This window comes from Neisseriaceae bacterium, from assembly GCA_016864895.1.
GTDB lineage: Bacteria > Pseudomonadota > Gammaproteobacteria > Burkholderiales > Neisseriaceae > QFNR01.
Genome location: CP046107.1, coordinates 900,521 through 916,639 on the forward strand (window position 1 = coordinate 900,521; position 16,119 = coordinate 916,639).

A 16,119-nucleotide genomic window follows, 5' to 3' on the forward strand; every position below is an offset into this window, starting at 1 on the left:
GAAATTTTTAATAAAAAAAGAAGAGGTTCTACTCTTCTTTTTTTTCTTTAAATACTTCTCTGAATTTACCTTCAATAATACCATCCTCAGGTTGGTCATATCGATGGTTTTTTGTTTTACTAAATGGATTATATGGTTTAATTTTGAGATATCCTTTTCCCAATCCTCCAGGCAGTAAAAATATCAGCCCTATTATATCACTAAAAATACCTGGTAAGATGAACAACAAAGCAGCTAGATTATAGCGTATAGGCCCCACTTTTGAATACCATGTCTGATCTAATGTATTGCTCTGTAAACTTGCGAACATCTTTTGTACATTTGCTCCTTGGTGTTTAAACATAAAAATACCAATAAAGAAAAAGGTCACAATAATAGCCAGCAACCATACCCCACCAATCATTGAAGCCAACATCACTATCGATATCACTTCTAAAAATAGAAATCCAATTACACATAATGCAAGGTGTCTCATCTCTTATATTTCTCCTGCATGTTAACAATACCCAGGTAAACCGAATATCCTTTGTTGACGACCGAATGTTTAACTTAATTGAAGTTCATTCAAAATAACTATTAAATGATACACTGGACGAAGATTTAAAACCAGAGTTAGAAGGACAGATTATGATAGCAAGGAAATTAAAAAAACTCTCCCAGTCTATTATTTTGGCAGTACCATTAATCATCAGTCATACAGTTTATGCTGCTGATGAATATTTTGATCACAAATTTGCTTCAACCCCTCTGGAATATGCTTCCTTAATGAGCCCTGGAATCAAACCTAATCTCATTTTTTTAGTAGATAATTCAACTTTTACAGACTCTACCGAAACACAAGCAATCATTACCGGTATCGTAACAGATCCTGATATGATCTCAACTATGAGAGTTGGTCTAGCTTATCTTTATGCGGACTCTCACCCTTTTATCAGCTTTGAACTTCCCACACAATTTCTAATATGTGCTTCAACTCAATTAGTTGCTATAGGGCCACCGGCCATTAGTTTGATAGTAGCAGCTATAGGCTCTTCCTCCATTATAACTGGTGGGCTAGCTATTATTGCTGGTCTACCAGGCCTTTTTACATCTCTGTTGGCACTGATTGGGCCCATCATTACTACATGTATACCTACTTTAAGGGATACAAGTTTAAATATAGAAATTAACTCTCAAAAATTAACACAAGAAGTCAAATTGAATGATTTGTCTATTAACTTACCGGAAGTAATTAATTCTCTCACTTTATCAATGGGGAATAGTATTATTCCAATAGGGTTACCGACAATTACTCGACGATACTATGAGATCACTAGAGAAATAAGAGGACTAGAACCAAATAACTCTTTTATGTACAGACCTATTAATCAAATTCCTAGTGGAATGAATAATATTAAAAATATAATTTCATTATTTGAGAATGTGTTTAATCATCCCATAGTTAGTAATCTACCTGGTGTTGGAATTATTGTTTCTACTATTAAAACCTTCTTGAATGATATTGTTCGCATTGCCGGATCTACACAAGAATACCAACCCCTTTTTACTGATGCAATGCAATATCGTTGTCAACCTAATTTTGTTATCGTGTTATCCTCTGGTATAGTAACGCCCGGTAGTTTAGGAATTAACGATGTAAGTGGCTGGCTATCTACATTCTTAAACTTGATAGCATTGCCAGCTCAGGCACTAGGTATCGATACCAAACGTTATTTCCCTATTCCTGATTTAAATGAATTACAAATCCCTGAGGATGATACTTTAGTAAGGAGACATATTTATAGTAAAAATGGTACTACCTTGAACTTTCTTCAATGGAATAATCCAGTTACTCAGTATAAAAATCATGGTTTAGCTTTTTTAAGCACTCTTTTTGATCAGACTGACCTCAAAACTGAAAAAGATGGCACCGATGCTGAAGGTAAAAGCTGGGATGATGAAGATTTCCCTTTTCAAAATATTACAACAATCACTATTGATAATGCCCCAATAGATAATTCTAATGACGTACCATTAGGTAACTCAAGTAAAATATTAACCACTATTCTGAGTGTTTTTATCAATGGCTTAAATGACGTAGTTGCAAATCCTGCTTATTTAAAAAACGCTGCTTCTTACTCAGTAAAAATTGGTAAGAATAGTTACTTTAGTGGCATATCCAGCATTGATGAAGTAAAGAAAGTGGTTAAAGAATCTATCATGGGAGTTAGTCAAAAGAATATTTCAAGTGCTGCTTCTACTGTTCTTTCACAGATGAACCCTACTCTAGGAGTATCTGCTTATTTAAATACTAAAAATTGGTCCAGTAGCTTACGCTTGTATACACTCAATGAACACAATAATGACTTCACGGTCAATCTCAATAATTATCTAACACCTAATTATGGCAGCACTAGTCATGACAATATTGGGATAGGTAATACAGGTAGCATAGGAATACAACCCTCACGAAGAATTCTGGTATCAACAGGAAAAACTGAACCTGAGTTCCTAAAAGGCGATACGGCCTTCAATCAATGGCTGATTCGTCCACATAATCTATCAGATAAACAAATTAATGAGCAGTTTCATACTAATTTACGTGATCGTTGCCAAAATAAAGAAATAAACTGTCCTGATAGAATGTTAGGTGATATTTTAAATTCACCTATTTTAGCTATAGATGAAAATCCTACTTCTAGAAATCGTAGTTCTGACCCTTATACTACTTTTATTGTTACTGCTGCTAATGATGGTATGGTGCATATTTTCAAAAGAACAGGTAATGATAATAGTCCTTATAATTTGGTATTGGATTACCTACCTGCAGCAGCCAAAAGGGCTAAAAATACAACTATTTGGGAACAATTACCTAGTATTGCACATCCAGGATATGGTAAACATCAACAATATCCTCATCAATTTTTCAATAATGGTGGTATTGCCTATATGGGAACCATGAAAAAAAATTGCGATCAAGGAAAAGCTTTTACTTGTCAAAATACACCAGCACAATTATTCATGGTAGGCTCTTATGGCCAAGGAGGACGAGGCCTATACGCATTAAATATTGGAGGGGTCAGTTATACATCTGGTAATCAAATTGCTCTATCTAATACAAATCAAGCTTATTGGCCAAAAGAGGTTCCATTATGGGAAAGTGGCTCAGATAAATATGGCGCTAATCAAAATGACAATAAATCAAAACAAGCTCATCTAAGCTTAGGATATATCATGGGAACCCCAGTGTTAGCGAATGTTTCTATTAATCGTAAAATAAATAATGAGCTCAATCAGATGAAGCCTCAAAATAATGGTGAAACTCGCTATGCTGTTATCACCAATGATGGATTTTTCTCTGATAATGAAGAACCTACTTTATATATTTTTGATGCTTTAGGCATTACGAAAATAGAAGGTGTTGACTCTGATGGAACCAAAAGAGCATCATCAAAAGACATTCAATCGAATCGAGGAAAATTAATTGCTAAAATAAAAACAGGAAATAAATCCAAATCAAGTAACCGGCAAAGTTTGTCTCCCCCTTCAGTGTTAGATTTAGATGGTGATAATATTGCGGATATTGCCTATGCAGGAGATTATGAGGGTAACTTGTATCGCTTTGACTTAAGAAAAAGTAGCCCAAATGACTGGACTGCTAGCATGATTTATAAAGCCCATAACTCCAAGCAACCTATCACAACCGCTCCTACTTTGTATAAACTAGATGGAACTGGATCTAAATACGTAGTTATATTTGGAACCGGTAGTGATTTATTTGAAGATGATTTACTGAAAAATAAATCTCAAATACAAACAATTTATGGAATTTATGATGACCTGAATGACACTTCTATCAAAGCAACTAATCGTCATAACTTACTTAATCAAACTATGACTAAAAGTAGGGGGAATTTCAAAGGCGAACCCAAAACAATAATTACATTAAGTGACAATAAAATGACCTCCAAATACAGAGGCTGGTACATTGATTTAACTAATGATATTGGAGAAAGAATCACTCGTTCAGGCAAGCTAACTGGCAACTCTGTATTCTTTACCACAAGATCATATAGAAGTGAAAATTCTGGCTATATCAATTATAGTAATAGTTGTGTTAATCCTATTGCTAGTAGTAATGGCTATCTATTGGGCATTAACCCCAGAACAGGTGGTCGTTTAAAAAGAAACATGATGAATTTAAATCCAATAGAGGATCGCTATAAAGAAAATGTCAATTTTATTTCGGGTTTTAAATTTCATGGTGTACCCTCCGAACTTTCTTTTGTGACACTTGGTCAAGATGTCTTAACCAATACATCAGGTCAATTCAACAGTGGCTGGGAAGACTCAGGTATTACACATATAAGACAGCACAGTAATGGATCATTAGCAGTTACAAGTACCTCAGGAGAGTATTATGTTATTTCTGTTTCTGAACCCAATTATATTAGGATTAGGAAACTAAACTCACGTGAGTTATTTTAACAATAAAAAAAAGGAAGCTACGGCTTCCTTTTTTTTATTGATCTGATCTTATCTTAACTGAAACGAGAAATTCTATTCGCACTTGCTCGTGATAATAAATCCAACATCTCCTCTGTTTCCTCCCAACCAATACAGCTATCAGTAATACTTTGACCATAAGTCAACTCCTGACCTACCACGAAATCTTGCCGCCCCTCCACCAAGTGACTTTCTATCATTACACCCATAATATCATTTTGACCAGTATTAATTTGTTGTGCCACATCTTGAGCCACATTCATTTGTTTGCGATAATCCTTAGAACTATTAGCATGACTAAAATCCACCATAACCTTATGGGGATACCCTAACTTTTTGAGCTGGTCAACTGCGGATTGTACATCTTTGACATAATAATTAGGTTCCTTACCACCTCTTAAAATGAGGTGGCAATCAGGATTACCCTTTGTTTCAACAATTGCAGAATGCCCATTTTTAGTCACCGATAAAAAATGATGTGGGTTTTCTGCAGTACCGATCGCATCAATTGCATTTTTTAAATTACCATCTGTGCCATTTTTAAAACCAACTGGGCAAGATAGTCCTGAAGCTAACTGTCGGTGAACTTGACTTTCAGTTGTTCTTGCCCCAATTGCCCCCCAACTAATTAAATCAGCATAGTACTGAGGAGTAATCATATCCAGAAATTCAGTGGCAGCAGGAATTCCTAATTCATTAATTTGTAAAAGTAAATCTCTAGCAATATGTAGCCCTGCATTAATATCAAATGTTTCATCTAAATTAGGATCATTAATCAAACCTTTCCAGCCAACAGTTGTTCTTGGTTTTTCAAAATAAACCCTCATGACTATTAATAACTCATCTTGATATTTTTCTTTTAATCTTACCAGTCTCTTGGCATAATCAAGTGCAGATTTGATATCATGTATCGAACAAGGCCCAGTAATCACCAATAAACGATTTTCTCGCCCATGAATGATATCTGATATTTGAGTTCTGGTAGAGTGAACAGTGTCATAAATTTCTTGATTGATAGGCAACTCATATAGCAAAACAATAGGCGGCAACAACTCTTTTATTTGTTTAATTTTTGTATCATCAATATTTTTTACATTTACTCTACGCATAGTATTCCTTTTTGGCTTTTATTTTTAATTCTTGAGTAAAAAAACAAAGCTAACAATAACAAAAATAACGTAAAAATCCAATAAAAACTTCCACCAATTTTCATATAAGGGGTCTGCCCCAAAAATCCTTTTACTTCACCTATTAAAACACCAAATTTGTCTCGTGGTAAATAACTAATAATTTTTCCCTTATTATCTAAGATAGCGGAATAACCTGTATTAGTAGCTCGTACAACATATCTACCTAATTCAACTGCTCTTGCTTGTCCTTGTTGGAGCTGTAAATCCATTGCATAAGAGCTTCCATACCAAGCCATATTAGTCTCGTTTGCAATCAAACTAGCGTGTCTAGCTAAATTAATTAATTCATCACCAAACCCTTCCTCGTAACAAATATTTAGTGCAACATATTGATTACTCAAAGGAATTAAAATCTGTTCTTTAGATCCTGGCTTAATCTCACCCATCGAGATATTTAAGGCATTGAAAATATAATTAGAAATAATAGGAATAGGTTTATACTCACCAAAAGGAACTAAATGACGTTTTGCATAGAAGGGGAAATCATTTAAATCAGCCACTTCATTCACAGGATCAATACCAATCACTGAATTATATAAGAGATTCTCGCCAGTAGAGATCTCTTTCAATACACCTAATGCCAAACTGGTTTGATACTTTTGTGCATAATCAATAAATTTCTGCTTTTCCTCAAAAGATAGATTTTCCCAGGCAATTGGAATAGAAGTTTCGGGAAAAAATAGAATATCGACATCAGGATAATCAGCAATAATTGTGTAAATTTGGTTAATAGACATTGAAACATTTGGATAATTAAACTTAACATCTTGAGGAATATTAATTTGTGCAATCCCAACTTTGGTTATATTTCCATCGTGTTGAGTAAAATTAATTGACTTTAAAATTTGTCCTAACCCTATTAATACAATGGTCAAAATACTTACTATCATCTTACTTTTATTATTTTTTTCTATAAATAGATAAAATAAAAGTGCTGTGACCAAAACTACTACATATGTCACTAAAAGTATTCCTCCAATACTAGCATAACCTATTAATGGAGAGTTTACAGCCTGGGAGTAACCCAATGTCCCCCAACCAAAACCTGTAAACAGTCTTTCTCTAACAAATTCAAGCACAACCCAAACCATCGGTAAAATCAATACAATTTGTACTTGTTTTGAAAATGCAAATTTTTTAGTTATCCATACCGCTAACATAGGATAAATAGCCAAATAAATAGGCAACAATAGTGATAAAGGTATTGAGAGATATTTCGGTACACCTCCAAAAACATTAATAGCGGTATTAATCCAATAACAGTGTGTAATAAAAACACCCAACCCCCATAAATAAGCATATTTCACTGCTTTTTTAGGGTAAAAATAGATGAAAAAAAATAACACGCCTAACAACAAGGGAATCAATAAAAAATATCGAAAAGGTGCAAACCCTAATATAGTCAAGGCTCCCGCACAAAAAGCGATACCTCCAAAAATAATATTAGTATGATCCTCAAATAATTTTATCACTCTTAATTCTCACTCTGTCTCCACTCGGATAACTTTTACAATCAGAATTCTTCTTCTATCTACACGCACAACTTGAAATTTAAAATTTTTATATTCAATAATCTCATTTTTACTTGGCATATACCCAAACAAACTTAAAACTAGACCTCCTATCGTATCAACATCTTCATCGGTAAAGTTCACTGAAAAATACTCGTTGAATTCTTCTATTTCAGTTGTAGCATTCACTTGATATGTATTTTGAGAAAGTCGCACAATATTTTTTGCAGTCGCTTCCACATCGAACTCATCTTCAATATCACCAAAAATCTCTTCAATAACATCTTCCAGTGTCACCAACCCCGAAACACCACCATATTCATCCACGACTATAGCAATATGATTTCTTTTCTCTCTAAACTCTTTAATCAAAATAGGTAACGACTTTCCTTCTGGTACATATACCACCTGTCTTAAAATATTATTTAAATTAAATACTTCCTGATTGCAAAAGAAATTTAATAAGTCTTTAACATGTAAAATACCCACCACCTCATCTTTTTCATTTGCAACAACAGGAAACCTAGAATGTGTAGTTTTTATCGAGAAATCAACTATTTTTTCGAGCGGATCATCAATATGTACGACCTGCATCTGACTGTGAGGAATCATAATATCTCGGACTTCTAAAGTAGAAAACTGCAAGGCATTAATCATTAAATTAAATGTATCTTGATCTACAATATTGTTGTTTTTTGCTTGAGATATTAAATAAACCAAATCTTTTTCTGATTCTAAAGTATTTTTTTTCCTTTTATTACTGATCCTGCCCCAAAAACTTTGTTTCTTCGATCGCTCTTCCATTCTACTTATCCTCTAAATAGGGGTTCTGATAACCCATCCTATGCAATATGGAGATTTCTTTACTTTCCATAACTTCTGCTTCATCATCTTCAACATGTTCATAACCCATTAGATGCAACACTCCATGCACTAATAAATGGGCATAATGAGATCTGAGTATTTTATTTTGCTCATGAGCTTCTCTTTGTACCACCTCGGGGCATATAATCAAATCTCCTCTTAATCTGGATTCTTCATGAAGTGCCAGAGGAAAGCTCAATATGTTAGTAGCATAATCTTTATCTCGATAAACACGATTATAATACCTTGCTTGTGACACACCACACAATAGTAACCCTATAGTAGCATAACTACATTCTTCACTCATGGCTTCAAAAATCCAATTAAAAAATCTTTCATATGATGGTATCTCAAATCCAGAAACATTATCAACCGTCAAAGAAAGTCTTTTTTGACGTACAGTATAAAATGGGTATTCTTTTGCTTTTTTCATTTAGTAGAGCTATTGTATACAAAAAACAATACCCCATAACAACATGAGGTATTGAGTATAAAAAATTTAGTCATTGAGTTAAGCGATTTCTTTTTTGTTTTAAACGCCAAGCATGTAATAATGGCTCCGTATAACCACTCGGCTGCTCCAACCCTTTAAAAATTAAATCCGATGCAGCTAAGAAAGCACAAGAGGTATCAAATCTTCCTTCCATCGGCACATAAGATAGATCTCCTTCATTCTGCTTATCAACCACTACTGCCATCCTCTGCAAGGTTTCTTCCACTTGTTTCCGATCAATAACCCCATGCAAAAACCAATTAGCAACGTGCTGACTCGAAATACGACAAGTCGCTCTATCTTCCATTAGACCAACATCATGGATATCTGGAACTTTAGAACAACCTATACCTTGCTCTACCCAACGAACTACATATCCTAAAATACCCTGACAGTTATTATCTAATTCTTGTTTAATTTCATCTTGTGACCAGTTAGTTTGTTTGGCTACCGGTACTGTTAGTAATGCATCAGTATAATCTTTAAATGATGGTTGTTTTAAAATTTCCTTTTGCACTTCATACACGTCTATTTGATGATAATGTAAAGCATGTAATGTTGCTGCTGTCGGGTTTGGCACCCAAGCAGTGGTTGCACCTGATTTAGGATGATTGATTTTCTCACGTAGCATATCTGCCATATTATCTGGAATTGCCCACATACCTTTACCAATTTGTGCTTTACCAGTTAAACCACATTGTAAACCAATTTCCACATTGTTCAATTCATAGGCATCAAACCAAGTTTCTTTTTTCATCTCACCTTTACGTACCATTGCTCCTAAATGCATATTAGTGTGAATCTCATCGCCTGTTCTATCCAAGAATCCTGTATTGATAAATACTATTCTTTCTTTTATCTTTTCAATACATGCTTTTAAATTTAAGGATGTTCTTCTTTCCTCATCCATAAGGCCAATTTTTAAAGTATTTCTTGGTAAATATGTTAAATCTTCAATGGCATCAAATAAATCATTTACAAATGCAACCTCCTCAGGACCGTGCATTTTAGGTTTAACAATATATACAGATCTTTTTATACTATTCGGTGTTTTTTCGTTGGCAAATGCGTATGGCGCAACTAAAGCAGTAATTACCCCATCCAAGATTCCTTCAAATATTTCTTGATTATTTTCATCTAAAATCGCAGGTGTTCTCATTAAAAGACCCACATTTCTAATGAATAATAAAGAACGCCCTTTCAATTTTATTTTTTCACCTTGCTTAGAAGTATATTCCCTATCAGGGTTAACTTTTCTTACAAAAGTTTGACCATTCTTAGTAACTGTTTCTTTTAATGTCCCTGTTAGTAGGCCTAACCAATTGTGGTAAAGCACAGTTTTATCTTTCCCATCCACGGCTGCAGTAGAATCTTCTAAATCCATAATAGTGGATACTGCTGACTCGACAATCACATCTTTCACACCTGCTGGATCTGTTTTTCCAATAAAACTACCTCTATCAATTAACAAATCAAGATGTAGTCCATTATGCTTGAATAATATTGAATTAGGTGCCTCTTCTGATCCTTGATAACCAATAAACAAATCATCATTGTGCAAACCTGTTTTACGACCATCTTGCAAAATAACTTGTAATTTTCCATCAACCACCTGATAAGCAGTTGAATCCTTATGACTACCTTCTTTAAGAGGTATAGTTTGGTCTAATAAATTTCTGGTATATTCAATAACTTTTTCACCACGTTTAATGTTATATTCTTTTGTAGGTGCTAGATCACCAGATGTATCAATAACATCTGTACCATACAAAGCATCGTATAAACTCCCCCAACGTGCATTAACAGCATTTAAGGCATATCTTGTATTTCCAACAGGTACCACTAATTGGGGGCCAGATTGCTCTGTTATTTCTGTATCTACATTCTGAGTACTGACCTTGAAATCCTCAGGCACCTGAACTAAATAACCTATCTCCTTTAAAAAGTCTTTATATGAAGAAGTATCTAGTCCTTGTCCTTGATGTTTTTTATTCCAATCATCCAGTTTTGTTTGTAATTCCTTTCTTTTATCCAATAATTTTTGATTTTTTTCACCATAGTTTTTCAGTAATTGAGCAAATTTTGGCCAAAATTCCTCACTTGTCAGTGATGGGTGATGAGCTAAAATTTGCTTTTCTATAAACCTAAAAAGTGTCTTTTCAACCTGAAGATTAGCGATAGATTCCCTAGTACACATATAATCCTCCCTAATAAATAACTATGAACTACTCTCTCTAAATGTCAAGCACATAGAAAGCTTTTTACAACCCATGCTAAATAAATGTATATTCCCCCTATCACACTATCACTCAATAGTTCTAGTACACAGAGGAACTCTCTCGTACTTCATCACACCTACGAAATTAAACTAACACGTTTATTCATAAAATATTTAAATAATTTGTAATTTGTCATACATTATAACAAAAAATCATACTCATCCTAAAATCCTACATCCAAAAGCAACGCAGACTAACTACATAATTTAACGACTATGTTGCCATCTACGCTACTGTCAGAGCGTTAATAAATTGCTTATAATCTTCAATAAGATCATATTAAAATTAAAAAAGATTTTAACCTGCTATTCAATCCAAAAAATATATTCCGAATTTTGACAACCCACTATAGTATATGATATCCAAAGTAAGTATAGGCCATAATTTTTACTATTATCCCTTGAAATTATTATTTTTACCTATACATGGAGGGTTAGGATATGAAGATAAGGATTTCACTATGCAACAATTTGATGGGACTACCATAATCTGTGTTAGAAAAAATAATAAAGTCACTATCGGTGGAGATGGACAAGTAACGTTGGGTAACACAATAATGAAAGCAACCGCAAAAAAAGTAAGAAAATTGTATAATGATCAAGTTTTAGCTGGTTTTGCCGGAGGAACTGCGGATGCCTTCACCCTAATAGAGCTATTCGAAGGTAAATTACAAAAACATCAAGGTAAGTTACTTATTGCAGCCATTGAACTTGCTAAAGAATGGAGAACTGATAGAGCACTTAGAAGGTTAGAGGCTATGTTAATTGTAGCAGACAAAGATAATACCTTGATCATTACTGGAAATGGCGATGTACTAGAACCAGAACATGGTATTGCTGCCATCGGTTCAGGTGGTGCTTTTGCTCAATCTGCAGCTAAAGCATTGGTTGATAATACAGATTTGGATCCTAAGGATATTGTCAAGAAAGCATTAGAAATTGCTGGGGATATTTGTATTTATACCAATAAAAACCAGACGATAGAGTCACTTTAAAGTTATCTAATCACCAATGTAGTTATCGATTGAGGGCTGGTATATCTCATATTTTCATATGTATTATGATGAAATACAACCGTATTCTTATAAAAGCATTCACCTCTTACATGTGTTAGAAGATAAAATCAACTGTTGTAACAACATAAAATAAAAGATTTTTTAGTTACCCTATTGAAATATTTAAAAATAACACCACGTAGCTGTTCGTAACATTAAAAGTTTTGAAAATAGAGGAATTAACTATGTCAACATCTATAATGATGCCAAAAGAAATTGTGCATGAATTAGATAAAAATATTATTGGGCAAAATTCTGCTAAGAAAGCAGTAGCCATTGCTCTAAGAAATCGCTACAGAAGAAGCTTAGTGGATGAGCCATTAAGAAGTGAAATCATGCCTAAAAACATTTTAATGATTGGTCCTACTGGTGTGGGCAAAACTGAAATCGCAAGAAGATTAGCTAAGTTAGCGAATGCCCCTTTCATTAAGGTAGAGGCGACTAAATTCACAGAGGTAGGTTATGTGGGCAAAGACGTTGATAGCATTATCCGTGATTTAGCTGAAATGGCAATGAAAAAAATCCGTTCAGAATCCATTGAAAAAAACCGTCTACATGCGCAAAAAGCAGCAGAAGATAGAATATTGGATGTTTTACTACCATCTGCTGATACTGCTGGTTTCGCAGGAGAGCCAACAAAAGCTGTGGAAGATAATACAACACGCCAAAAATTTAGAGAGAAATTACGTAAGGGTGAGCTAGATGATAAAGAAATCACTATTACTGTTTCTGCTCCTAGTGTTAAAAGTATGTCTATTATGGGGCCACCAGGAATGGAAGACTTTACTGATCAGTTACAAGATATTTTTTCAGATATTGGTAATAGTAAAACTAAAGAAAAAAAATTAAAAATTTCTGATGCTATGAGGATTGTATTGGATGAAGAAGCTGCTAAGTTAGTCAGTGAGATGGAATTACGAGATCAAGTTATTAAATCAGTAGAGCAAAATGGGATTGTATTTATTGATGAAATTGACAAAGTGGCAACCCCTACTTCTTCCTCTAGTGCTGATGTATCTCGCCAAGGTGTACAACGTGATTTATTACCCTTGGTTGAGGGAACTTCTGTATCAACTAAATACGGTATGATTAAAACAGATCATATCTTGTTTATTGCATCAGGTGCTTTTCATTTAAGCAAACCTTCAGATTTGATTCCTGAACTACAAGGAAGGTTACCCATCAGAGTAGAACTAGAAAGTTTAAGTGTGGCAGACTTTAAAGCCATTCTGACACAAACGGATGCTTGTTTAACTAAGCAATACACAGCATTATTGGCTACAGATAGTATTTATTTAAACTTTACAGATGATAGTATCGAAAAAATTGCCGAAATCGCCTTCCAAGTTAATGAGAAAACTGAAAATATTGGTGCCAGACGTTTACATACCGTTATGGAAAAATTATTAGAAGATATTTCTTTTGAAGTACCCAAAGAAGAAGTGACCATTGATGCTCAATATGTTGAGAAATATTTAAGTGATATTGCAGAGCAAGAAAACCTAGCTCGTTATATTTTATAATATTTTCTTTTAATCAAAATCGACACATACCAATTAAGAATATGTGTCGATTTTCTGTTTTGAATCAATATAAACAATCTAATACTGATAGTTTATTCATCTGATTTAAGTGAATTAATTCAAGATTTCTTAATTCATAATGAACAATCTATTTTTTATTATCGACGAACAAGGTTTCCTATTGATGAAATGAATTAACATCCACTCGCAAAGAATCTAAGGTTTTTTGTACATCGGATGGCATATCTGGTTGATACACTCCCCCCAATACTTCTGATAAAAATTTCTCAATTTCTGCGTACATTGCCATACGATTCAAAGGTTTAGCGAAACCATGCCCCTCATCTTTAGCTAATAAATACACCACCTTTTTACCCTTATCTCTAAGGGCTGTCACAATTTGATCTGACTCTGCTTGCTTCACTCTAGGGTCATTTGCTCCTTGAACAATTAAAAGTGGTTTATTAATTTTATCCACACTAAATAAAGGGCTAGCATTTTTCAAGATTTTCTTACCCTCTTCAGTATTTGGATTACCAGTCATTTGATACAACTCTGCTCGACCTGCTTCCCAATAGGCAGGAATTGAATCTAGCAAAGTAAATAAATTACTCGGACCAACAATATCCACACCTGCTACGTATACCTCTGGTGTAAAAGCTAAACCTGCCAATGTTGCATATCCACCGTAGCTTCCACCCATGATTACAACTTTTTTCGAATCTACTATTCCCTTATCCACTAGATATTTCACACCATAGGTAATATCATCTTGCATTAAGCGACCCCATTGCAAATCACCTGCATTCAAGAACTTTTTACCATACCCTCCACTAGCACGGAAATTTGGTTGTAAAACTGCATAACCACGATTAGCTAAAAACTGAACCTCAGGATCATATCCCCAATAATCCCTTGGGCCTTTAGGGCCTCCATGCACCAATACAACTAATGGTAAATTCTTAGCTTTTTTAGTGACTGGAATAGTTAAATATCCCGGAATTTCTAAACCATCACTACTTCTATAACGTATAGTTTTCATTGGTGATAATTGTTTCTCTACCTTCTTCAATTCGGGACGACTGGTATATTGATAAATTAACTTATCTTTTTCACTATCGACATTGGGTTGAAATAAATAAGTATCTGCAGCATATTTATCCCCCCATACAACGATCAAGAATTTATCATAATTGTTATCGGTAGCACTAAACGTCACCCTACGATCCGGAAATCGTTTTCTCAAGTAATTATATTGAGCTTCTCTAACTTCATCTTTCCAGTAATACATGGTTTCATCATCTGTATAACTAGTTGCAATTATCTCTCTAGTATTATGATTGAATGAAACTCCATTAATGTCTACTCGATTGTTAGGATCAGACTCAATCTTAGATAATTTCAACGAATTCATATCAAATAGAAATAAAGTCGCTAAATCAATATCCCCTTTATTAGTAATAAAATAGGGAGAGTGATTGTCTTTAGTCCAACCACCTATGGACACAAATTCAGAAACAGGTGTTTCAAATATCTTTGTTAGTTTTTTATTTTCATCTATTTTAAATAACTCACTATTACCGTTTTCATCAGTTCTTTCTAAAATACGTAAATTATCATCCCAGTCAAATTCATATGAAGTAATCCTGTCTGTATTCTTATAAATTCTTTCTAATTTACCACTTGAAATAGTAAGTTTATATAAGTCATGCCATGCAGGATCTCTGTCGTTTAAACCTATCCATATATAATCAGGATTATTTTGGCTCAAATGAAATAAAGTGACACGTACATCTTTAAAAGGTGTTAAATTTTTAGATTTAGGTAATTTATTTTCTGTGACCTCATGTGGATCTAACATATATAAATTAAAATTCTCATCTCCATCATTGTCTTTGAAATATAAAATATATTTACTATCATCTGTCCAAAAATAATCACTTAAAGGTCTTTTAGTATCTGTTAGTACTTTTGCTTTTTCAAATGGTTCATCTATTTTTTTAATCCAAATATTCAAAATTCCATCATACTCTTTTAAAAACGTAACATATTGACCATCTGGACTTAGATCTGCACCCGTTATTTCTGGATTACCAAAAATAACTGCTCTATCAATTAATTGGTGTTCTACTAACTCCTTAGTATTCATTGTTGTACATCCTCCCAGTATAAACACTAATAAAATACTTAAATAGTAAATAAAATTTCTCATAGCATCTCCTTTTTATGATTGCAAGATAAGAAAAATAAAACATACCCTCTATTAAATATCCTATAAAAATAAAGACCTATAACCTAAATTAGCTAAAATGTCGGCACGCTCATTCCCAGGGTGTGCTGCATGTCCTTTAACCCAATGCCAAACTACTTGATGTTGACCCAGTTCTTGATCCAGCTTAGACCACAAGTCTTTATTTTTAACCGGTTTTTTATTCGTAGTCTGCCAGCCATTTTTTTTCCAATTGGGCATCCACTGCATGACACCATTTTTCACGTATTGAGAATCAGTATAGATTACAACATTACAATTTTTTTTTAATACTTGTAATCCTTTAATAACTGCTGTCAATTCCATACGGTTGTTAGTTGTATTAGCTTCTCCCCCATACAGTTCCTTTTCATGGCTTCGATAACATAACAAAACTCCCCAGCCACCAGATCCGGGATTGCCTTTACATGCACCATCGGTATACAAATAAACATTATCATCTAACATAGAT

The 16,119-nt window shown here is 33.9% G+C and carries 11 protein-coding genes; 3 read left to right on the forward strand and 8 right to left on the reverse strand.

Annotated features, from left to right (window positions below; genetic code table 11):
- Positions 1–28: 28 nt before the first annotated feature.
- Positions 29–475 (reverse strand): hypothetical protein, encoded by a 447-nt coding sequence (locus tag GKC53_03850; GenBank protein QRN41273.1) that lies wholly within the window; start codon positions 473–475, stop codon positions 29–31.
- A gap of 152 nt (positions 476–627) precedes the next feature.
- Between GKC53_03850 and GKC53_03855 the strand changes: the two genes are divergently transcribed.
- Complete coding sequence (locus GKC53_03855; GenBank protein QRN41274.1) at positions 628–4,467, forward strand: hypothetical protein; 3,840 nt, start codon at positions 628–630, stop codon at positions 4,465–4,467.
- Positions 4,468–4,520: 53 nt separating this feature from the next.
- Here GKC53_03855 and aroG read toward each other — a convergent pair whose 3' ends face one another.
- The 5 genes from aroG to GKC53_03880 form a co-directional block, all read right to left on the reverse strand.
- Positions 4,521–5,594 carry a 3-deoxy-7-phosphoheptulonate synthase AroG gene (gene aroG, locus GKC53_03860; GenBank protein ID QRN41275.1) on the reverse strand — a complete coding sequence of 358 codons (1,074 nt, stop codon included), beginning with the start codon at positions 5,592–5,594 and terminating at the stop codon, positions 4,521–4,523.
- Entirely contained in the window at positions 5,582–7,147 is a 1,566-nt protein-coding gene (gene lnt, locus GKC53_03865) for an apolipoprotein N-acyltransferase (GenBank protein ID QRN41276.1), read from the reverse strand. Before lnt ends, aroG begins: the two co-directional genes overlap by 13 nt.
- Positions 7,148–7,156: 9 nt before the next feature.
- On the reverse strand, positions 7,157–7,990 hold the full coding sequence (locus GKC53_03870; GenBank protein QRN41277.1) for a CBS domain-containing protein: 834 nt from the start codon (positions 7,988–7,990) through the stop codon (positions 7,157–7,159).
- Between the two features lies 1 nt (position 7,991).
- Positions 7,992–8,483: an rRNA maturation RNase YbeY gene (ybeY, locus tag GKC53_03875; protein ID QRN41278.1), complete on the reverse strand. Its 492-nt coding sequence runs from the start codon at positions 8,481–8,483 to the stop codon at positions 7,992–7,994.
- 70 nt (positions 8,484–8,553) lie between these two features.
- Entirely contained in the window at positions 8,554–10,740 is a 2,187-nt protein-coding gene (locus GKC53_03880; protein QRN41279.1) for a malate synthase G, read from the reverse strand.
- Between the two features lie 542 nt (positions 10,741–11,282).
- Between GKC53_03880 and hslV the strand changes: the two genes are divergently transcribed.
- Together hslV and hslU are read left to right on the forward strand one after the other, a co-directional pair.
- Positions 11,283–11,816 carry an ATP-dependent protease subunit HslV gene (gene hslV / locus GKC53_03885; protein ID QRN41280.1) on the forward strand — a complete coding sequence of 178 codons (534 nt, stop codon included), beginning with the start codon at positions 11,283–11,285 and terminating at the stop codon, positions 11,814–11,816.
- A 245-nt stretch (positions 11,817–12,061) separates the two neighbouring features.
- A complete protein-coding gene (gene hslU / locus GKC53_03890) occupies positions 12,062–13,399 on the forward strand; it encodes an ATP-dependent protease ATPase subunit HslU (GenBank protein ID QRN41281.1) in 1,338 nt (445 codons plus the stop codon).
- A gap of 178 nt (positions 13,400–13,577) precedes the next feature.
- Here hslU and GKC53_03895 read toward each other — a convergent pair whose 3' ends face one another.
- Positions 13,578–15,611 carry an alpha/beta fold hydrolase gene (locus tag GKC53_03895; GenBank protein ID QRN41282.1) on the reverse strand — a complete coding sequence of 678 codons (2,034 nt, stop codon included), beginning with the start codon at positions 15,609–15,611 and terminating at the stop codon, positions 13,578–13,580.
- A gap of 60 nt (positions 15,612–15,671) precedes the next feature.
- Positions 15,672–16,115, reverse strand: coding sequence for a ribonuclease HI (gene rnhA, locus GKC53_03900; GenBank protein QRN41283.1), 444 nt, complete (start codon positions 16,113–16,115; stop codon positions 15,672–15,674).
- Positions 16,116–16,119 lie beyond the last annotated feature (4 nt).